Below are 21,017 nucleotides of genomic sequence, written 5' to 3'. Positions count from 1 at the left end.
ACTGTACTTAGGTGCTTCCTTTGGGCCTGATGATTTATACCGCCTGTAACGGTATCCCGACTTTCACATCCACTCTGCTACTTTTCGGTAATCATCGTCCAACAACTGGACATACGCTTTTCAACGTATCCGAATTTTAGACCCTTTATATCGTTTGTTCGTCCCCCGTTATGGGATTCTCACCATATACAGCCCACTACATAATCACCAACAGCCTGTACCTCTACAAACCTTTCCACAGCTTTACCTGTTTGGGTTGGCTTTTTGCTCTCCAGCCTAGCTTTATGACCCTTTCGCCTTACACAACTACTCACGCCATAGGCAGTTTACGTGTGCCCCTTCGTGGCGTTACCCACTCATTTGAGCAATATCATATCAGTTGTATCAGCAGTATTCGTGCCACTGGCACGGGCGACCACTGACCCCGTAGCCTATTAAGCTACGGAACGTCTCGCCCGATGGAACTCATCAATGTAATAGCGGGTGGACTTATGTACCGCACGGTTGATAGTGACACGGTTCCACACCTGATCCTGAACAATAAGCATCCCAAGCTTTTTTAACTGCTTGCCCAAATCCTTGATGTCAAAGCAGACAATCCGGTTAGAAAGCTCCACATTTGTACGATGATTGAACACCTTCAGAGAGCCATTTACATAGATTTCCAGGGCTGTGGCAATTCTTTGTGCCTGCACTTCTGTCTGTGCCCGCAAGCACTCATATAAGTCACCCAAAACCGGCATATTTTCCGGTATGGGATTCTCAAAGTATTTCTGATATACAATCGGCAGGCATCGGTCAATCACGGATTTTTCTTCCGCTTCAATACCATTTCTGGAACCCATGATTAACTCACATAGCGACAAAACAAAATCACTCTTGAATCCCAGTGGGTTATCATCGTCCGAATAATCGAGATTGATATCCATCGGGTTGATGTAATCATGGCTTGTTGGGGAAATATGAATCACCTGACCGCCGAGAGCATTTACCAGGGGATAATATTCCCCCTCCGGATCTCCGATAATGATGTCGTCCTGGGTGGCAAAAAAGGCATTGGTTATCTCTCTTTTTGCAGAAAAAGATTTTCCGGAACCAGGGGTTCCCAGTATCAGCCCATTTGGATTCTTCAACTGTTTCCGGTCTACCATGATCATGTTGTTCGACAGGGCATTTAAGCCGTAATATAAAGATTCCCCTGCCATAAAAAGCTCCTGTGTCGTAAAAGGTACAAAAATAGCAGTGGATGTGGTAGTCAACGCCCGCTTAATGGGAATCAGATTCATCCCAAGCGGAACACTGCTCATCAGCCCCTGCTCCTGCATATAGTCCAGCCTTCTAAGCGAACAATTATATTTCTGTGCGATTCCCGCTGTCTGGAATACCGCATTATCCAATTCCTGCCTACTCCCTGCCGTATTGAGGAACAGCACCGTTACGAGAAACATCCTTTCATTCCTGGACTGTAAATCTTCCAGCAGCCTTTTTGCTTCCCCACCATAGGTATTTAGGTCTGACGGGATAATGTCCATGTCATAGCCAGAACGCACCGCTTTCTTTTGTTCCTCAATCTTCATCCGGTTAATATCGGTCACTTTGCTTTTCACCAGCTTGATTGCCTTCATCTGGTCTAAAGACTGGATATGAAGGTTTACGATTAGGTTCGTATCTATGTCCAAAAATTCTGCCAGCATTTTATCCGTCAGCTCCGGTGCTAAAATATTGAGATAAGATGCAGCTCCGATGGTATTTCCCATCTGAAAAGTCTTTCCGTCTTTAAACACAAAACTGGTAGGCGCAATAAAGTCCTTCGTTCCCATTCCACTGCGCAACACATTATCATAGGAAAAGCGAAACGGAACTTTCTCTTCCGGATTGAAGGTTTCGTAAAATATCTTTAACCGCTCCTCCCCATTCAGCGGATAAGCCGATACACCGAGCACTTTAAAATTGTTCAGGATATCCGCTTCAATCCGTTCCAGCTTCGGCTTTGCCTCCCGTATATTCTCCGCTTCAATGCCAAACGTGATATACTTTGTACGGACTAAACCGTTATTTCCCTTAGCAAGTTGATTCTTCAACATCTGTGCATATTCCATGCGAACATCGTCAAATGCATCCTTCTGCGGCTTAATCTGGATAACAGATTCAAACTCCGCCATGCTGCTATGGTGGTTGATAAAGGAAATCTGGAAGTGGATGGTACTATCAAAATAATTGAGGAAATCACACCAGTTCTCAAATATGGCGTTTTTGTCCTCATTCTGCGCTAACTGATAGTTAATATCATAGAACCGGATTGTTTTAGAATAAAATTTCTCCCGCACCCGGCAGATTCCATCTTTCCCCATCTCTCTATACGGAATAGATTTTTGTGCAGACAGACGCTTTTCCTTTGCTTTTTTTGCCGCCGTTTTTGTCTGTCTCCGGCTCCCGGATTTTTTACCTGAACTAATCTCACGATGTATTTTTTTATCCGGCTTTCTTCTTACCGTCTTTTCCTTAGACCTTACTTTTTTTTCATGGAAAGTCCACTTTTTTTTACATGCTGCCTTTTTAGCGGCTTTTCTCTCTGCTTTTTCCCTCTTTATTCTTTGTTTCTCAGCTCTTTTTACTGCTTTCTTTTCCTGCCTGGTCAGCTTTGAAGGGGGATGATCCTTTACCATATCTTCCATGTCCTCGGTGTCATAAAGCGCCACATACCCATACTCCGGTACTTTATCGTTTCTTTTTCTTCTCAACTTTACCGCCTCCGTTCTTTGATTTTGTTGATACTTCCTGCCGCTCATAGAAGTTCTCCACTTCGTACCTGCGAATGGCAGGATTCCGAATTTTTACATTAATCACATTCCGCAGAATCTTTTCCAGCGGCAGTCCGTCTTTTTTATACATAGCAAACAGAAATGCCGGCATCATCAAAATTACCATGCCGGTAGCCGCATTGCTGGTTCCAATGTATCCCCTTGTGAGAAAATAAAAAGGCAGCCCCACAGCCGCCGCAGCCGACAGACAGATAATCTGTCTAGCCGTCATATTTAAAAACACTTTGTTCTTTACCCGTGCCAAATCCTTTGGCACACTGACAAACGCCATCGTATTTACTGACCGGAATTTTCAAATAATGATTTCTCTATTTTCCGGTATCTCCTTTCCTCTGATTTTTTCCAACCCCCGCATTTGCGGGGATATCTCCACTTCATTTCCCCATCTATCCCATCCAGGTGTTTCCTGTCTTGCAAAAAGTTCCACCCTGGGCAAATCCCCCATAAGCTCCACAATTTTTGTCCGAACTTCCTCCGGTTTCTTACTGTGTTCTGCACGAGGGCTGACAATAAGCTGGAATACCTTGTTAGAAATACGCCGGGGATGTCCTTTAATTCCTAACAGACAGATTTCTGCATTGGAACGTGTCCAATGCCCCAATCCAAAGAAAAACCCGTTTCCGGACTTATTCTGCTTCACCCATACAAATGCGGCAGTCTTATAGTTAAATCCCCAGGATTCCATCACTTTTAGAGCTTCTGGAAGCTGAGGGAACGTGATCCATAAAAACAGAACCGCATCTTTATCTGTAATGCGATTGATGGGAAGTGCACATATTTCTTTTATACTCATGGTTGGATAATGATTTTCTGCAATCCCCCGTCCTTTATTCAGTTGATATCTCCACGGCGGATCGGCATAGACAATGTTGTATTTTTTCTCCATAACCGCCTCCTTTAATGGGCATTAAATATTGATTTTGATAAGTTTGAGGTTTTCATCAGGCTAAAACATAGAATAACGGTATACGCTGCCACACCAAACAAGGCTGAATGCATGTTGTCTGAAATTTCTATGGTGGATATCAGAACTGCATATATACCAACACAGACCATCATAAAAAACCCCTGGAATCCAAGAGCCAGAAGCCCCCGGAAATAATTATTTCCCACTTGCCCCCATTCCCGGTTGGACATAGTTGCGAATGGAATTGGTGCGACCGAGGTAAAAAGATAAATTTCAATCATACGACCATATAAAATGACTGTAATCAGCACAGACATAATCTTCATGCATAGGCTGACCAGCATTGTTTCCAAAGCCAATATGACCAATTCCCCGATTTCCATAGATTCCATTGCTGTACGCATTTGTTCCAGCATAGAATCCACATTAATAGCTGTCTGTCCGTTAATAACGCCGGCGGCTGCATTTACCACATGCTGCCCTACATCAAATATTGCCATCACAATGGTAAAGGTATTGCTGACGAGATAAACCGCTACCCACATCTTGAAGAAATACTTAAAAAACATCCATGTGTCGATGTCGTGCATATTGTTTTTCTCCGTCATCATGGTAATCAGTTCATAACACAGGATAAACGTAATAATCATTCCCGCAATGGGCACAATCACAGAGTTTGACAGATTTTCTATCAGGCTGAAAATGCTGCCGTTCCATCCCTGCGGGGTCTGTCCGACCTGGGCAGCGATTTCACCGGTTTTTTCGTTCACATCGGCAAACATCGTTGTCAGGTTGGACTCCACCATTCCCGTCAGAAGCTCCCTCATCCATTCCTCGATTGCCTCAAAAATGCTATCGAACATGAGCGGATCTCCTTTCCATTATGAAAATAGATTTCCAAGCAGGGGAATTAACTGCGTTCCAATCAACACAACTCCACCCCCCGCCATCAATTGTTTGATGCCTTGTGATTTTGCCCCCGGATTGTCGTTACCATATCCCTCTAACAAGTTAATAACGCCCCATACTGCCAAACCTGCGCCAATAGCCACTACAAGGGTTTGTAAAATACTGATTGCTGAACTAAAAAATGCCATATAAATTTTTAAACTTAAATCTGGAAAACAGGGTTTTTCTCCCTGTTATGCACAGTATGAAAAAACCGCCGATAGATATCGCCGGTTCGCCCTTTCCTGATTCAGTTTTTCTCCCTTCCGATTTTTTGGTTTTTACTGTGCCCCGGACTATCCTTACCCTTTTTATGGCTCTGCCCGAATAGGTGGGCGCTTATATTTAGAGTCCGTATCTGCCAAATCCATTGCACCTTTCCTTTCCGCAGCTTTGCGACATCGTGTCGTAAAGTTCACAATTCTTTCTAAATATTACTTTTATTGCTCTGTATCAGCTTGTTCCTCTATAATTTCCTCACTTCCATCTACTTCAAACAATTCAAATTCCTCTGTTGCACTAAGTTTAAGTCGGTGTTCTAAGTATGCTTCCACATCAAAAACATTCTTTTTATCATAGTCCGATAGTTCCTGATATCGTTTATGCTTAGTGATGTCAAACTTGTCACTGAGAAACGGACGAACACCGCGGAGCTGCAGGATACATTTATTTCCATCCATGACCGCAAGTTCATCCCGGCTCATAAGTTCCTTACCTGTTTTCTGGTAATTCAAACCATAGGAACGGCTCTGCCCACGGGTATCCGACGTGTTATACAGATCAATCGTTTCTTTTCCTAAAGTTTCTGAAATTTCTTTTAATGTGGTACTTTCCTTGCCGCCTAAAAACAGCATGGTGTCACAGTTTCCTGTGATTGTTTCAGCAGCATCTTTATAGATTGTTTTTAGCTGGCTCTGTGACTGCAAAATAATAGAAGCCGAGATTTCCCGGCTTCGGATGGTCGCAATCAATTTATCAAATTTAGGAATCTGTCCGAATAGCGATAGGTAAGCCTCTGACTTGCGTCTCGGGCTTTTCCCCCGCTCCACACCGTGCATGAAAGTTTCCCCTCACACGGCGTTCCACCGACTGATTTTACTTCTTAGTATCTATATAGTCTTCGAATTGTATCTTTTCTAACTCCCTATGCTTACGGAGTTTGTTTACTTTATCTTGCATTTCTGCTGTAAGGCTCAGGGTTCTCACCATTCGCCTTATGGTCTTTTTGTTTTCCGCTAGAATCAGCTTTGAAACATCTGCTGATATAATTATCAGATTTCGGTATGTGTCATTCCTTTCACCATTTACCGGTTTGATATGCTGGCATACCATGTCATAGACGCATAGCGGCTCATGTGTTACTGCACACTTTCCTTTTTGTGCTATATATCTTAATAGGGCATTATCTGCCATTTCAAGCGTTGGATAGCTTTTTGCATTTTCCATCATGTATTTCATGACTTCAAAACTGACACAGTTTTCACCATCTGAATACTTCCGTATATATTTGTTGACGCAACGCCGTTTATACTTGGGATAAACATAAGATACATAACCCACCGGAAGAATCATTCTTCCTCTCATCCAGCGGAATTGTTTTGATGCTCCGTATCTTTCCATAATTACTTTACTGGTTATCTCTCCCTCTTTTTTTAATGGAATGCACCGCCTGTTATGATTCACACCATTACTTTTTCCCATTGCTTTATAGTGTATTTCAGCAAAATCCGCTGAAACCATCGTTGCCATACAGTAGTAGTTGTGCATACCCATAACCACAGAATTATATAATGTGATATTTTTCTCCAACTCTGCCTGCTTGCCCGGATTCTTGATGTCATTCCACAGACCTCTGATTCTATGAATCGCTTTCTCTTTACTTTTATCCGCCATATGCGAACGTACAATCCATCTCTTGCCCTTGGGGACTACTTTAAATTTGATTCCCAGGAATGTTGTATAGTTTTTCCTGAGATTCGTAATTCCCGACTTTTCATCGCTTGTCTGTAAGTGGAGATTCTCGGCTAACCACAGCTTCGTTGCACACATCGTTTTCTTTGCAGTTACATAGTCCCTGCAAAAAATTTTAAAGTCATCGGCGTACCTGACAACATACATTTCCTTTAATTTTGTAGTGGCTCTCATGCGGTTCCATTTTTGCGTCTTGTCAACTGCCAGTACATTTCCCTCATCATCAACTTTGTTATATTCATATCCTGTCGTTCCCTCTCTGATTTGGAACATTTCCCACTGACTGGCAATCCACCAGTCCAGTTCATTCAATACTACATTTGCCAGAAGTGGGGATAAAATCCCCCCTGTGGTGTACCAGTTTCCGGGGTCATTGTAATGTCATTGAACAGAATTTCTGCTTTCAGCATCTGCTTAATAATCATAATTAGCTTTCTGTCCTGTATTCCAATTCCCCACAACTGTCGGATGAGCTTATTGTGGTCAATGTTATCAAAAAATCCAACGATATCTACATCCACAACAAAATGCAGATTTTGTATCTGTGCCATCTTATAGCATTGGGCAATGGCATTCTGTGTGGAGCGATAGGGTCTGAAACCATTGTTTCGTTCATGAAATTTAGCCTCACAAACAGGCTCCAGTATTTGCAGGATACACTGTTGAATAATTCTGTCCCAGATGCTTGGAATACCTAATGGTCTGGTTTTTCCATTATCTTTCGGGATTTCCACTCGCCTGACTTTCTTGGGTTGGTAGTAATTCAGTTTGTTTCTAACGGTTTTTATGACCTCCTCAATGGATAACTCCTGTATTTGTACAATTGTTTTTCCATCTGTCCCGGGAGTCTTACTTCCCCCGTTTTTGCAGATATTTCGATATGCAAGCAGGATATTTTGCTCTGATACCACAAACGGCATCAGTCTTTTAAACGTTTTCTGATTCCCACTGTCTTCATACAGTTGATACCCGACTTCCTTTGCGTCATATCTCTCTGCATTTCGCTCTGCTTTGTTTACAATTCGTTTTGTCATAGTAATCAGCTCCTTATCGGAGATTGATTTTTTCCGGCAACCGGGGTTGCTTAGTCACACCTCGACAGCTATGAAAATCTCCTGTGTAGATTACTATATAGATATAAAAGTTACATCAGTATCGGCTTGTGCCTATCCCTCCACCGCTTATTATCACGGCTTCACAGGTACTGTGGCACTACTCTCACAACCATAAATGCTCTTATAATTTCAGGGGATATCTGCCCCTGTCCTCTTTCGATACAAACGAAATTCTTTATCGCCTTACAGCAGGCTCTTTCGTTGGTTGCTTTCCACGTTCCATATAATTTAGCATTGTTATCACTTAGGTCGTTTCTTTAGCCCTGCCAGTATTTCCCGGATTCTTTCCAGAAAACTTACGCCCTGTAAGCGCAAAGGGAATTTCACTGCTAACAACCATTACTTTTCCCCACATGGCGTACCCGATTGGTACACCGGCATTTCTACCGGCCATTCCTTTAGAGCCGTACATTCGAAAACTTTGTCAGACCGCCTTTTGGTCATTCTAACCTTATGATAACCCCGCCCGCACTGTCATACACAGCCTGCATCACTGCCGACCTTTCCTCACCTTTCCGTGTTAGGGTGTACTTCGCACGTCTTCCCCGGGCTTATAACCCCGGACATTCTGTATTGTCCGGCGCTATCCGAAGTATTAGCGTGTCCCCTTCCGGGCGTTACTCCTTCATTTGAGACATCAATTATATAGTTCTTTAAAATCACTCATTCGTGACCTTAAGCTACGGCTTTGTCGGTTATTCCTACCGTTTTAACCGTAGAACGCGTCACACTGTTGGCAAACTCATCAAGAAGCAGCCGCACGTGGTATGGAAGTCTGCCGCCATGCACATCATCTGCACGGTCACACAGAAGATTAAATAGCTGTGTGTACATAATTGCCACAATAAAGTTAAAAGTATCATCTGTATCAGAGATAATAACAAACATAGCAGTGCGCTGATCACCGAGCATGTCCAGTTCCATCTCATCATAAGAAGTCAGTTCCCGTAATTCGGCAATGTCAAACGGCGCTAACCTTGCCCCACAGGAAATGAGGATGGATTTTGCGGTTTTTCCTGCCGCCAGCTTATATTTCTTATACTGCCTCACCGCAAAATGCTCCGGCTCCTGTGCTTCCAGTTCTTCAAATAATTCGTCTACTGCATTTTTAAATTCTTCATCATCCTCCCTGGCTTCGGAAGCATTAATAAATTCCAACAAGGTAGAAAAATTCTGTTCTTCTTCCGGTGCTTCATAATAGATATAACCAATCAGCGCACAATATAAGAGCCGTTCCGCCTTCACCCAAAAATCCTCAGAGGACTTATCCCCTTCCCCTTTTGTATTGGCAATAATGGTAGTGACTAATTTCAGGATATCTTTTTCACTTCGTATATACCGGAAAGGGTTATAGTGCATACTTTTTTTGAAATTAATCGTGTTCAGAACTTTAATACGATATGGCTCATAGATAATTCTGCCATTCTTATCCCGTACAGGCTTCCCATCTTTCATTTTTGGCGTACCACGCCGCAGCATGGTTCCGCACTCGACCAGTATTGTTCCTTTCGGATCAGTCACCACATAGCTCACGTTTGGGGTCATTTGCATTAAATTGGGTTTCACGTAGAATCGGGTCTTTCCGGAACCGCTCCCGCCGATTACAATAACATTTTTATTTCTGGCATACTTTGGAAGCTTTGGTCGGCTGTTCATGGTAAGCCTCTCCGTCTGTGTCAACAGGATATTATTTTCAAATACCGGATCAATGAATGGTGCGATGTCCTTCGGTGTTCCCCATCTGGCAGAGCCGTATTCCTCACCCTGCCGGAACTTTTTTGCATTTTTTCCCTTAAAATAAACTGCCATTTTAATCAATCCTGCTCCTATCAGTCCAATCAGGAAATCATCAAGGTAAAAACTAGGAAAGGGATTTTTAAATGCTACCCCAAAATTCAAAAGCAATACCCCCAGTCTTTCAATTAGAGATTCTGCAAAACAGTGTCGGTACAGCCAAGCCAGTTTATCTACCAGATAAAACACAATCACATAGGGAATATTCATCACAATCAACCGTTTTTTATCTACAACAGGAATTTTCCCTGCGATATCCTGATACAATTTCTTTAGGCACTCTCCCAGGAATTTTCTTCCTTTGGAATCCTTTCCCTTTCTATCTGTCATCGTGCCGTATCCCTCTCTTTACTCTTTGTTTTTTCACGCTGCTTATGTTTTGCGATACGCTCTTTTGCCAATGACAGTTTCTTTCGTATAGATACCTTCTTGCTTTTTTTCATCTGCCATCCGGTATACTCTTTAAATGCAGCCGTCATTGAATCAACGTCCTTTGCTTTAAAAAACACAAAATACTGGGGTGGTTCAGCAGACCGGTTTTTTTGCAGGCTGTAGTCAATGTTATATTTCCTGGCATACTTTTCAAAAGACTTAACATTGCTGCCTGTAATCGCAATATTGGTAAGTTCCAAGTTCTGAGCTTTCAGCTTTCTTATACTCTGTTTTCCTTTATAAGCCCCCTGCCTTTTTATCTGCTCTTTCTTCATGCTTTTCTTATGCTGCCGCTGATTCTTCCGCTGCCGTAGATTCTGCTGTTTCCTCTTTTCCTCCTGCTCTATATCCACCAGAGCCTTTGAAAGAGAATTTTTCAAAATCCGGGCAGAAATTTTACCCCCATTGATACAGATTGATATTACCTTCTCATTTACTTCGTCCTGCATTTTTCTGTCCACCTGCCTTTCTATTGCCCTGTCTCTTCTGTTTCATCTCTAAAATAATTTTCTGTAAGCAGAAGCCGATACACGGTGTACTCCTGCCATATGGACATCCCCGGCAGTCCGGCATCTGCGCCGCACCACCAGCAGACAGGGGGGTTTTTTCCGGAAGCAGATAATAGCACTCTTTCTTTTTACAGCCTTTTAATTTACTCCAAAAATAGCAATAGGCACAGTCTGACGGCTTATCCCATGCATACCTTCTTTTATCCGCTTTCCCTGTCTGCATCCGGCTTCTCCTTCTTTCTTAATTCCTCCATCCTTCGATCCTCCAGTGCCCCCACACGGACACAGCAGTACATACAAAACGACACCACAACAGCAAAGCCTGTAATCACGATTCCCACCATTTTATCCTCCTCATTCAAGAAAAAGAGCGTCCGTAAAAAGCTAAATCACAGCTATCCACGAACGCCCATTCCTATATCATTTTATTTTGACTGTTTCATCAGTCTTTTTTCTTTTTGCCAAGCAGAAACATAGTGCCTGCACAGCCAGACAAAGCCAGCACCATTACTATAAACCAGAACAATAAATTGCTCTCATCCCCAGTCTTTGGCGTACTGCGGGATGGAGTGACGTTCTCCGGTGTATCCGCCGGTTTTGCTTCATCCTTCATAACAACCTTTTGGATTTCCCCAGTATCCTTTACAGAGAATTTCACATCCTCCGCTACCAGATACCCTTCCGGCGCCGCCTCTTCATGCAATGTATATTCTCCTATAGGTAGCATCTCAATATAATGCGGCTTCTCACCGGATGTCCAGCTTTCTATAACCTTGCCTTCCTTGTCCAGAATTACCAGCTTTGCACCTGGCAGCTCCTTACCGGCAATATCCGTTTTGGAGATTTCTACCTTCGTCACATCGTCTTTCATTGCCACTTTCTGAACCTCTTTCGTATCCAGGACGGTAAATTCAATATCCTCTGCTGTCACGTAACCATCCGCAGGCTGTGTTTCTGTCAGAGTATATGTCTTTCCCACTATTAATTCTTTGATAATATGCGGCTCTTTTCCGGAAGTCCATGCTTCGATAACTTTGCCTGTTTCATCTGTCACCTGAAGTTTTGCTCCCTCTATTTCTTTTTCATCCATAAGGGATAGTTTTGTGAACTCAAATACCGTAGGTTCATTTTCAAACGTAAACTCATACGAAATACGCTCCTTTTCGGCATCTTTATATGTAAAATCAAATTCCTGTGTTTCGTCTGTTGTAGCAAATCCAGGCGCTGGCGCAGTCTCTTTCACATAATAGGAATATCCAATAGGCAGGTCAGCCATAAAAACCAGCTTTCCTTCCTGATCCGTAGCTCTTTCCTCTATCAAAGTATCGGCTTCCATAACCACTTTACCATCTTTATTTTTAATATCCTCTTTTGTGTATAGAGCGAATACAGCGCCTTCCAGTACCCTGTCTGAATCTTTCTCCTTTTTCAGCACAGATACCTCCACTTTCTGACGGTTATTTAGCCAATCTGTAGAAAATGTCACTTCTGCCGTATTCTGGTCACGGTAGGTCAAATCAATCTCCCGGATTTCTCCATCCAGCACAAAGCCTTCTGCCGTTTCCTTTTCTTTCACATAATATTTCCCAAGCGGCAAGTTCTCAAGTTTTGCATAACCTGTTTCATCTGTAGTGATGGATGCTACCAATTCGTCTTTTTCATAATAATCATCACTTTCCCCATCGGCGGCTTTTATATCCTCGGATGCATATACCTCAAACGTGACATCCTTTAAAGATCCAGTAACATACTCAAACAAATGTGCTACCCATCCGCCAATGGAATCCAGGATGGAAACCTTATCTAAAAATTCACCCTTCTTGTTAATCAGCAATGTTCCGATTGGTACATCATCTTTCATTTCCACCCTCTGAACCTCTGCTGTGTCTTTTACTGTAAACGTAATTTCCTCCGCCTGCAGGTAACCATAGGGTGCCAGTTCCTCACGCAGCGTATAAGTTTCACCTACGGTCAGGCGTTCAATCAAGTGTTCCTTGCCTTTAACGGAAGTCCAACTATCTACTACATTCCCATCCTTATCAATCACTTTGAGCTTTGCCCCGGAAAGTTCAACACCGGTGGTGATATCTGTCTTTTTCACGACAATCTTTGTCGGCTCATTCAGAAATTCTGAGGACAGATACACAACTTTCACATCCTGCCCCTGGTATTCTGCCGTTACATCTAACACCTGGTCAGAAGATACATAGCCTGCCGGCGCTTCTGTTTCTTTGATATAATATTTTCCAAACGGTACGTCCAGATTAAATACTGCTTTCCCATCCTCACCTGTAGCCGATTTTACAAGCAGTGTATCCGCTTTTATAATTACCTCTCCATGTGCAAGGATATCCTCTTTCGCGTATAGTCCAAAGACAGCGCCTGCCACTTCTTTCTTTGTCTGTGCATCTTTTTTCACAACAGAAATTTCCACCTTCTGGCGGTCATTTTCAAAAATGGCTGTCTGCTCTATGACTGCAGTATTCTGATCCACATAGCTAAACGTTACCGTCTGTGTTTCTTCATTCAGCACAAACCCATCTGGAGCCACATATTCCACTATTTTATAAGTTCCAAGTGGCAGGTCAGATAGCTTTGCTTTGCCTTTTTCGTCAGTAGTCAAGGTTGCCACCAATTCCCCGGACGTATATTCTAAAATCCGGTTTCCCTCATTATCTTTCTGAAAATCAGCAGTATAAATATCCTCTTCAGCGAAAACCTTAAATACAGCCCCGGAAAGCTGTTCTGTCTCATAAATAAAGTCATTCTTAAAACCATCCAGGATTTCACCCTGCTTCACAATCTGCAGTTCTCCCTTTACCGGATGATTTTCATAGATTACTTCAATAATTGCATCCCCGGAAACGCTGTCTATCTGGTATGCCGTATTGGAATCTACAGCAACTTCATAATAATTCTCATTCAACGTGTAACCATAAGGAGCTTGCACTTCTTCAATACGGTAGTTTCCAATTTTCAGGTTCTGCGGCAGAATCAGATACCCCTGAGCATCTGTAAAATAAGATTTATGGACTATCGTTGTCGGATATGTTGTTACCTGTTCCACATATTCTTTTTTATCCAGATTGTAAATCTTAAACTCTGTATCTTTAGCCAGAACCGTTTTTTTTGTTTCATCATCCTGCTTCGTGATTTTCAGCTTTGCTTCAAACTCATCATCCAGAAGTACCCTCCATATCTGTGGGGTATTGGGCTTATGTTCTGTGATCCGCACGATAAAATCATCCACTGGTTTATAATTGTGAGGCGTTGTTGTCTCCCGCACGATATATGTACCGTAAGGAAGGGCAATGCTGCAGGCATAGCCTTTTTCATCAGTAAAGATTTCTGTTGCCCCATTTTCTCCAAGTATCACTGGGGATGCAGAATCAAAATCATAGCTTCCATCTTCCTTTATATCAAGGGAAGATAAGAGATAAGCAGTAAACCCGGCACCGGAAAGTAAATCGGCATCTGTTTTCCCATTGTCTGCCGCCTTAATAAGCTGAAATGGCTGTTTTTTTACCTGTTCCGGTGAGATACAGCCACGCTCAACAGTGGCTACCAGATCACCCTCATAATTGCACACAAGGTCATGCTCTGCTTCATCAGCCAGGTAACCCACAGGCGGCGAAATTTCTTTGACATAGTAACTGCCAAGATACAGGTTCCCGATAACAGCACCACCGTTTTCATCTGTGGTCAACGAAGCAACTTTCTCCCCGGCTTCATAAATCACACCAGTTGCCCCATCCGGATGCACGATATCTTCACGGGCATATAAACCGTATACTGCTTTATCCAGAGTGGCATCCCCCTGTGCTACTGATTCATTGGTTTCCGCATCTTTCTTCTGGATAGAGATTTTTGCATTAACACGTTCGTTCACAAAAGTATGGTTAAAAGCCACTTCTGCTTCCTCATCATTCGTATAAAAGAATCTAAAAGAATAAATATCATTCGTATTTCTCAAATAACCTTCCGGGGCCTGTTCCTCTTTTACGCAGTAAGAAAAACCTATGGGAAGGTCTGCCATAAATACTGCCGTACCATCTTCCCCGGTTGCTGCCTTCTCAATCAGCGTACCTTTTTTAACAACTACATTCCCATCCTCAGATGTAATGTCACTGTCCGCATAAAGTCCAAAAATACCGCCGTCCAATGGATTCAGCGTATCTTTGTCCTTTTTTATAACAGAAACCTTTGCTTTTTGACGGTCATTCGTATAAGTTGTCTCAGAAAACACCGTTTCCACATTCTGCCCTGCATAAGATAAAGTGACCGTCTTTTCTTCTGCCGGATTGTAGAAGTTCTCCGGAGCCTGTACTTCTTTAATCACGTAGGTTCCAAGATGTAGGTTTTTAAGGATAACCGCACCATTGGAATCCGTGGTCAGACTGCCTTTTACCAAATCTCCTTTTTTATACATCAGGGCACCATAGGCAGTAAAAACATCTTCCCCCGCATACACTTCATAGACAGCCCCCGCCTGGCGGCAGTTCTCATACCGGAAGATAGTTCCTGTGTCCGTCACATCCGCACCACACAACACTTGCCCTTCCTTGTAAACGGTCAGTTCACCAAGCTGTTCTACATCCGGCACTGTTACAGATGTCGTCTGGTTTGCCACCAGCTTTACGTTATATGCTGTTGTATTCAGCCGGTAACCTATTGGCGCTGTGATTTCCTTTAAGTATACCGTATCTTGTGTCATGACAATCTCAGCCGCTGACGCTCCATTGCTGTCTGTAGCAGGCATCTTTGTGATTAACTGGGTACATGCTTTATCTTTATAGATTCCAAAAACAGCACCAGACAATTTAGCATCCGGGTTCTTTGAATCTACCTTGCTAACCTTGACTTTTGCAAGTTCCAGCCAATCCACAGAGAAACTAACCGAATTTCCACTATCTTCCTCATAGTAGCTTCCGATATCCTGTGTATAATCTCCGGTGGACACTACAAGTGCTTTCCATATATTGCGGATACTTCCCCTCATATCCCCGGTTTTCCATTCCCCATTTACTGTTACCGGGGCTGTAAAATAAAAACTGGTTCCGCCGGCGATCCGCACTGTTCCTCCCGTCTGTGAGCTTCCAGTGGTTTTATTGTGATAGGTCACACCTTTAGGGATTTTAAGAGTTATTCCATTTCTTGTATCACCATTTAATTTGATTGTTCCTGTTGTCTGACCAGAACCGTCATAACTGGCTTTCAGTTCTGTTTTTGACAAGTTCAGGAATGGGTCTGGCGGAGCCGGTAAGGAAGCAAGGTAATCAATCCATCCAAGCACTCCACATTCCTGCAAATCATCCATTGTACACCCTGCAAACCCATCTATGCCGCAATAGAAATAGCTGGCAGCTATGTGTGTGAATACATATTTCAAATCTTCATCAAAATCAGGCATATATGTTCCACTTACATCACCAGCACCTCCATATCCGTAATAAATCGCTTTCTGCAGGTTGGGGTTTCCCTCTAAAACACTGCTGGCATAATCACCTGTGTCCGGTGATGCTTTTGCAGACTCAAGACAGTATGCAATTTTGCCATTGACTGTAAAGTAGCACGTAAAGTAATTTCCCAGGTTGCTCGGATAATAAATCGTTCTACCCTTCACCATTGTTGCTGTACCGGATGCCCTTGAAGTTGTGTCGGCTGCAAATAAAAGCAGACCTTCTTCAGCCGCTATTTCCACTGCTTCCGGTTCTTCTTCAAGGTTTTCTTTTTTTCTGGTTTCTGTCTCTGGCTCATCTACTGGTTTATCTGTGGATGGTATCTCCCCCAAAATTTCTTCCTGGTACGAATCCGATTCCCCTTCATCATTCTCTGATTCTTCCGTTTGATCTGTATAGCTTCCAGATTCCTGTTCGGTTTTCTCTGACTGTGTTTCTAAAACAGGCTCCTTGACAATTATTTTCCGGCTAATATGGTACGCAGGATTCCCGCTAACCGGCTGGATAAAATAAACTGCATTGTAGGTGCCTGCCTGGTCTATATCAAAATCCTGTCCATTCTCATTCTTTGCTTCATGGAATGTAACCTTGACTTTTTCCAGGTTTATATCCAAACCTGTAAAATCACATTTCACATCAATGCTTCCTATTTCTACCTCGTAGTCACTGGCTGTCACAACCTCATCTGCTTCCAGCATGTCTATGACCTTGCTAAGAGCCGGAAACTCTGCTTCATAGGGTGCAGGCTCCGGCTCTGCCGCATAAGCGGCTAATGGCTGTATGCAAGATGATAGAATCGTAACCACTGACAGCAAACCGGATAGCATCCGCTTTACTTTTCCCTTCATTTTCAATACCTCGCTTTCATTTTGTATGGCTTTTCAATCAAGTTGTCTTTGTTTCTCTATAATTATGTCCTCATAGCATCTCACCCCTTTTTTGCAACTTGCACTGTCCTTTGATAACAGCACATGGATACGGAGAAACATTTAAAAGTTTCTCCGCATAATATCTGCTGTTATCCAGTCCATAATAGTCAGACTGGTATTTTTTGAGCTTTTGCCTGTTCTCTTCCCTGAATCCGTTCCCTGCTCCGGCTCTCTATTTCCGCAGCGTTCTCTCTGGCATGGTACGCATAATGCACACTCTAATGCCAGGTATCCATCCAGGCAGGCGATGAAGTTGTCAAGGTACAGACAAGAGGGAATGATTTTTAAAAGTCCATAAAATTTGCCCTCTCACTAATCGCATATTTGAAAAGGCAAAAATTAACCGGTATGAGAAATTTTTTAATTTGTTTTTTGGAAATACTCATGAAATGGCTTTTTAACGAAACTGTGATGTAGTATAATCATACTTACAAATTAGAATTTATGGAGGATATTTAGATAATGAAAAACAAAAAAATTATTCGTGGAATTATATTGACAATATTGCTGATTTGCACAGCATTTTTAATTTACTCTATTGTAATAGACCCACTTGGTGAGCATGATATTATGCTTGCTCTTGCTGTTACAGCAGGATTTATTGCATTAGGACAGGATAAAGAAAAAGAGAGATAAATTAGAATTTGAATGGGAGGTACAGATAAATGGATTTACTCAAAAAGTTGAGAGAGGATCATGACTTATCAGACTTATTGTGTGATGTTTGCGATGTGGAAATTCTTTCAGAATTTAAGAAACCCCAAGACGAAGGAGGCCATTTAACCTATAATATTGCTGGCAAAACATTTGCCAAAGCGCGTAGTGGAAGTGAATACATTTTACTTGAAGATGGTTCAATAGGTTATTGGGGAAGTGAAGGTAAGTGTGGCAGAATTGCAGATAGCCTAAATGATTTTTTTGAATTGATGATAAATTGCCCTTATTGGTTAGATTATGTATGTGAAGAAGAATATCAGGACAGAGAAGCGCTTAGTGAGTTTGCCAAAGAAATTTTTAAAGAACATGTGGACGATGCACAAGATGATGAGTTTGATCTGTGTGAAGCGCAACAAGAATTAGCGGATAGTTTAGGGATTGAGATTAAAGCAGACGTTGCAGAGATATTGATGTGCTTCTATCATTGTGCAAAGCGTAATCCCCGGTTTATCCAAACATATACAGAAAATGATGGTAGTATGCACAGCGGTACAGGCTCACTATTCGATAGATAACTTAGTAGTTGACAGAGGAAATTACAATGATTGAAAGATTAATAAAAGAAATGGAAGAACATATTGACTGTGATGACTTTGAAGAAGTACAGGAAAAATGCTTGTCTCAAATCGAAAAAGCGAATTTTGGTATTTCTGCCGTTGAACCTCTTTTGCTTTTTATGGAAAGACATCCATTGAGTAATTTTGGTATTCCCGGTGCTATTGTACATTATGTAGAACAATTCTATAAAAAGGGATATGAAGATTTACTGATAACTTCTGTTATTCGTAGACCGACATTGCATACAGTATGGATGATAAATAGGATAAAAAATGCAGGTGAAAACTCTGATAAATATGAAAAAATATTAAATGATATTTTGGAAAAGCAAATATTGAGGAAAAAATAAAGAACTCTGTAAAAGAATTTATCTAAATAACTTTCCATTTATATGGGAGTTGAACAGAGCGGCAAATCGGAATAGGTGAAAATAAAATGTCCATCAAAAAAATAGGAATTGTAATCTATGGAGTATGTAAAAATAGAAGCGGTTTTTGGGAAGCATGGACAGACAAAGCCAAAGAATTAATTTGCATGATTGGATATCCCCCAACTCATGCAGGCATTTCAGGCACTTCGCTTTCAGAAAATCTCAGAACGCTTCAGCGTAGTGAACGGAAAATGAGAACAGTTATAGCAAATGGAGAGCCAGTCTGTTCATTATCCATTTATTCGTTGCCTAAGAATTATCATACCGCTTTAGATAGTAATTGTTGGCTCTGCATAAACGATCAAACATGGAACAGATATTCAAAATTTGCATATTGCGAAATGAACCTTGAAGAATCCAGTGAAGAACTGATTGAAAGGATTAAAAGTGCGCTACTTGATTTTATTGAAATGGAACAATGTGAGATATTTACAATGGATAAAAGTCAGGTGCCGTTTAATTATGTTATCAAAGGACAGGGAAATGATGTCAGTAAATACCCTACATTAGACATTTTATTGCGAACCGACAGAAAGTAAAATTCCAGTTTGTCAGCATGAGAGGGCGATTTACAGACAATCGCCCTCAATTCCCAATTCATTCATAATTTTATTAAGCTGCCCTAAAATCCGTTTTTTTCTATTCAGAATCGTTTTCCGGCTACACCCGAATATTTGAGCTGCCTCTTTAACCTTAACCTCTTCATAAAATAATAGATAAATCAAGTAAGCATCCGGCTCTGGCAGCTTATTTAAAGCATTTTTTATACTTTCAGTACAGAGATTTTTAATAGCAATTTCTTCCGCTCCACTATTTGTATCCATATCTCCTTTCAAAAAATCACCTTTTTGTGCCAGCCCATCCAGACTGCATACACCAAATTTACGGCTGCGTTCCTGCTGGTATTTTTCTCGGCGTTTCGACTGATACCATTCCAGATAAATTTCCCGTGTCACTTCCACAAGCGTTCCATCACCCATACGCAGTACATAACTTTTTCTTTCCTTTGGCTTTTTCCCCCGCATTATTGTTCCCCCTGTATTCCGTACCGACAGATTGAAACTCTGTTTAATTCCGGATATGTCCTGCGCACCCTCTGAATAGCCCTTGACAGTATCCTGGATACTGCAGGAACTGTAATACCCAACTCTCCAGATATTTGGTTCTGTGTCTTTTGGTGCAGAAAATATTGACGAACAACATTACTCTGCGGCTCTGTCAAAAGTGATAGAATCTCTTCTACAGTTTCTTTCCTGAGCATCCGTTCTAAAATACAATCCTCTGTTTCCATAATTCCCCATTCTTCCGATTCCGCACTATATGAGACAACTTTGTTATGTTCTTTTACATGCTGATTCCGTTCTAAGCGATCTTCCCCCTCTAGCATTAACCGCAGATACCAGGATTCCTTTTCAAATACTTTTTCTTCAATACTGCATCCCTCATAGATATACTCCTTACATGAATGGAGTGGAAAAACTGTGGCAGCTCCGCTTACCTCATAAAGCACATATCCGTTGTAGTATACGGAGAGTTTCGTGTCCCTGTTTAACTTTTCCTGAATGACAACTATGCCATATTCTCTTAAATCTTTAGCAGTTGGAGTTTTCTGCCCTTGATGTGGGGCTTTTACGATTTGTTTCAATTCCTGTAATGACAGCATGAGTACCACCCTTCCACGGGGAACCCAAAAGCCACATTACACAAAAAAGCAGTAAAAAACAGCTCCCGGCACACCCGTTTTTTTTAACGGGTGTAGCCTGAAACAGTTTATCTTTCTACATCCTCTATCTTTTATTTTTAAAGTTTAACAAAATATTCCTTCCTATACCTCAACCGATGTGGGGAGCTTTTCGGTAAATGACACCACATATGTAGAAAACGCATATTCTTTTACATTAATGACACAACGCATCCATCAATGCCTCCATAGTCTGTAAAACAATCTTTTGTTCCGTCTCATTCAATCGTCGGACACGCTGGCACATTTCAGATAAGGTGTGATTCTTCCCTTGCATCCTCTCACTTTCACCTAACAGTGTGTTGGCATCCACATCAAGAGTCCGCACCAGTCTCCGAAAAATCTCCACAGACATAGCCGTCTGCCCTCCCTCAATCCGGCTTATAGTGTTAGGGCTTATTCCTACTTTCTCAGCCAGGGCTTCCTGAGACAAACAAACTTCCTGCCGCCTGATACGGATACGGTTACCTAAGTCAATCAGATTCTGCGATCCAGCCCGGTTCCCCAACACTATGCACCCCCTTGTTATTCTATTTTTTGACTTTGCGACACAGTGTCGTAAAGTTCCCCTGTCAAAAAGGGCAGAAAAAAACAGCCAAACATGGTATCTTAGCTGTTTTCTTGAACCCATATTCAATTTTCACTTACACTGTTTATTACCTCAATCAATCCCATCAAATCTATC

Annotated in this window: 19 protein-coding genes and 2 pseudogenes; 4 read left to right on the top strand and 17 right to left on the bottom strand. The window is 41.9% G+C overall.

Features of this window, described 5'->3' with window-relative positions:
• Nucleotides 1-434 precede the first annotated feature (434 nt).
• The 14 genes and pseudogenes from BN3456_RS07580 to BN3456_RS07530 all read right to left on the bottom strand — a co-directional run bounded on the left by BN3456_RS07580 (nucleotide 435) and on the right by BN3456_RS07530 (nucleotide 16,805).
• Nucleotides 435-2,675 carry a VirB4-like conjugal transfer ATPase, CD1110 family gene (locus tag BN3456_RS07580; RefSeq protein ID WP_242862833.1) on the bottom strand — a complete coding sequence of 747 codons (2,241 nt, stop codon included), beginning with the start codon at nucleotides 2,673-2,675 and terminating at the stop codon, nucleotides 435-437.
• 43 nt (nucleotides 2,676-2,718) lie between these two features.
• Nucleotides 2,719-3,093 carry a PrgI family protein gene (locus tag BN3456_RS07575; RefSeq protein WP_089983533.1) on the bottom strand — a complete coding sequence of 125 codons (375 nt, stop codon included), beginning with the start codon at nucleotides 3,091-3,093 and terminating at the stop codon, nucleotides 2,719-2,721.
• A 21-nt stretch (nucleotides 3,094-3,114) separates the two neighbouring features.
• Nucleotides 3,115-3,708 (bottom strand): MT-A70 family methyltransferase, encoded by a 594-nt coding sequence (locus tag BN3456_RS07570; RefSeq protein ID WP_089983532.1) that lies wholly within the window; start codon nucleotides 3,706-3,708, stop codon nucleotides 3,115-3,117.
• Between the two features lie 11 nt (nucleotides 3,709-3,719).
• Nucleotides 3,720-4,592 (bottom strand): VirB6/TrbL-like conjugal transfer protein, CD1112 family, encoded by an 873-nt coding sequence (locus BN3456_RS07565; RefSeq protein WP_089983531.1) that lies wholly within the window; start codon nucleotides 4,590-4,592, stop codon nucleotides 3,720-3,722.
• An 18-nt stretch (nucleotides 4,593-4,610) separates the two neighbouring features.
• The gene (locus BN3456_RS07560; RefSeq protein WP_089983530.1) at nucleotides 4,611-4,826 is read right to left on the bottom strand and encodes a Maff2 family mobile element protein; all 216 of its coding nucleotides are present in this window, start codon (nucleotides 4,824-4,826) and stop codon (nucleotides 4,611-4,613) included.
• 291 nt (nucleotides 4,827-5,117) lie between these two features.
• A pseudogene (locus BN3456_RS07555) lies at nucleotides 5,118-5,681 on the bottom strand (TraG/TraD/VirD4 family protein); the annotation flags it as partial.
• 91 nt (nucleotides 5,682-5,772) lie between these two features.
• The gene (locus BN3456_RS16065; protein WP_347457990.1) at nucleotides 5,773-6,960 is read right to left on the bottom strand and encodes a hypothetical protein; all 1,188 of its coding nucleotides are present in this window, start codon (nucleotides 6,958-6,960) and stop codon (nucleotides 5,773-5,775) included.
• A 2-nt stretch (nucleotides 6,961-6,962) separates the two neighbouring features.
• On the bottom strand, nucleotides 6,963-7,682 hold the full coding sequence (locus BN3456_RS16580; RefSeq protein ID WP_207644091.1) for a reverse transcriptase domain-containing protein: 720 nt from the start codon (nucleotides 7,680-7,682) through the stop codon (nucleotides 6,963-6,965).
• 325 nt (nucleotides 7,683-8,007) lie between these two features.
• Nucleotides 8,008-8,175: a hypothetical protein gene (locus BN3456_RS15890; protein WP_176699135.1), complete on the bottom strand. Its 168-nt coding sequence runs from the start codon at nucleotides 8,173-8,175 to the stop codon at nucleotides 8,008-8,010.
• 320 nt (nucleotides 8,176-8,495) lie between these two features.
• Nucleotides 8,496-9,767: pseudogene (locus BN3456_RS07545) on the bottom strand (type IV secretory system conjugative DNA transfer family protein); the annotation flags it as partial.
• A 116-nt stretch (nucleotides 9,768-9,883) separates the two neighbouring features.
• Nucleotides 9,884-10,438, bottom strand: coding sequence for a PcfB family protein (locus BN3456_RS07540; RefSeq protein ID WP_089983529.1), 555 nt, complete (start codon nucleotides 10,436-10,438; stop codon nucleotides 9,884-9,886).
• Entirely contained in the window at nucleotides 10,419-10,721 is a 303-nt protein-coding gene (locus BN3456_RS07535; protein ID WP_089983528.1) for a hypothetical protein, read from the bottom strand. Before BN3456_RS07535 ends, BN3456_RS07540 begins: the two co-directional genes overlap by 20 nt.
• On the bottom strand, nucleotides 10,699-10,842 hold the full coding sequence (locus tag BN3456_RS15885) for a hypothetical protein (protein ID WP_176699134.1): 144 nt from the start codon (nucleotides 10,840-10,842) through the stop codon (nucleotides 10,699-10,701). Before BN3456_RS15885 ends, BN3456_RS07535 begins: the two co-directional genes overlap by 23 nt.
• Before the next feature lie 98 nt (nucleotides 10,843-10,940).
• The gene (locus BN3456_RS07530; RefSeq protein ID WP_089983527.1) at nucleotides 10,941-16,805 is read right to left on the bottom strand and encodes a SpaA isopeptide-forming pilin-related protein; all 5,865 of its coding nucleotides are present in this window, start codon (nucleotides 16,803-16,805) and stop codon (nucleotides 10,941-10,943) included.
• Nucleotides 16,806-17,348: 543 nt separating this feature from the next.
• Between BN3456_RS07530 and BN3456_RS15880 the strand changes: the two genes are divergently transcribed.
• The 4 genes from BN3456_RS15880 (at nucleotide 17,349) to BN3456_RS07515 (ending at nucleotide 19,130) form a co-directional block, all read left to right on the top strand.
• Nucleotides 17,349-17,522 carry a hypothetical protein gene (locus BN3456_RS15880; RefSeq protein WP_176699133.1) on the top strand — a complete coding sequence of 58 codons (174 nt, stop codon included), beginning with the start codon at nucleotides 17,349-17,351 and terminating at the stop codon, nucleotides 17,520-17,522.
• Between the two features lie 29 nt (nucleotides 17,523-17,551).
• Complete coding sequence (locus BN3456_RS07525) at nucleotides 17,552-18,118, top strand: hypothetical protein (protein WP_089983526.1); 567 nt, start codon at nucleotides 17,552-17,554, stop codon at nucleotides 18,116-18,118.
• Between the two features lie 26 nt (nucleotides 18,119-18,144).
• Nucleotides 18,145-18,510, top strand: a complete 366-nt coding sequence (locus tag BN3456_RS07520) for a hypothetical protein (RefSeq protein WP_089983525.1) — start codon at nucleotides 18,145-18,147, stop codon at nucleotides 18,508-18,510.
• 86 nt (nucleotides 18,511-18,596) lie between these two features.
• The gene (locus tag BN3456_RS07515; protein WP_089983524.1) at nucleotides 18,597-19,130 is read left to right on the top strand and encodes a hypothetical protein; all 534 of its coding nucleotides are present in this window, start codon (nucleotides 18,597-18,599) and stop codon (nucleotides 19,128-19,130) included.
• A 30-nt stretch (nucleotides 19,131-19,160) separates the two neighbouring features.
• Here the strand turns inward: BN3456_RS07515 and BN3456_RS07510 are convergent, their stop codons facing one another.
• From BN3456_RS07510 to BN3456_RS07500, 3 genes are all read right to left on the bottom strand, one after another.
• Complete coding sequence (locus BN3456_RS07510; protein WP_089983523.1) at nucleotides 19,161-19,616, bottom strand: RNA polymerase sigma factor; 456 nt, start codon at nucleotides 19,614-19,616, stop codon at nucleotides 19,161-19,163.
• Complete coding sequence (locus tag BN3456_RS07505) at nucleotides 19,616-20,254, bottom strand: sigma-70 family RNA polymerase sigma factor (protein ID WP_089983522.1); 639 nt, start codon at nucleotides 20,252-20,254, stop codon at nucleotides 19,616-19,618. Before BN3456_RS07505 ends, BN3456_RS07510 begins: the two co-directional genes overlap by 1 nt.
• 235 nt (nucleotides 20,255-20,489) lie before the next feature.
• Complete coding sequence (locus BN3456_RS07500) at nucleotides 20,490-20,843, bottom strand: helix-turn-helix domain-containing protein (protein ID WP_347457986.1); 354 nt, start codon at nucleotides 20,841-20,843, stop codon at nucleotides 20,490-20,492.
• Between the last annotated feature and the right edge of the window lie 174 nt (nucleotides 20,844-21,017).

It is taken from the genome of Clostridium sp. C105KSO13 (assembly GCF_001517425.1).
GTDB lineage: Bacteria > Bacillota > Clostridia > Lachnospirales > Lachnospiraceae > Muricomes.
The sequence above is the reverse complement of the archived record's forward strand: the minus strand, read 5'-3'. Positions and strand labels throughout refer to the sequence as shown.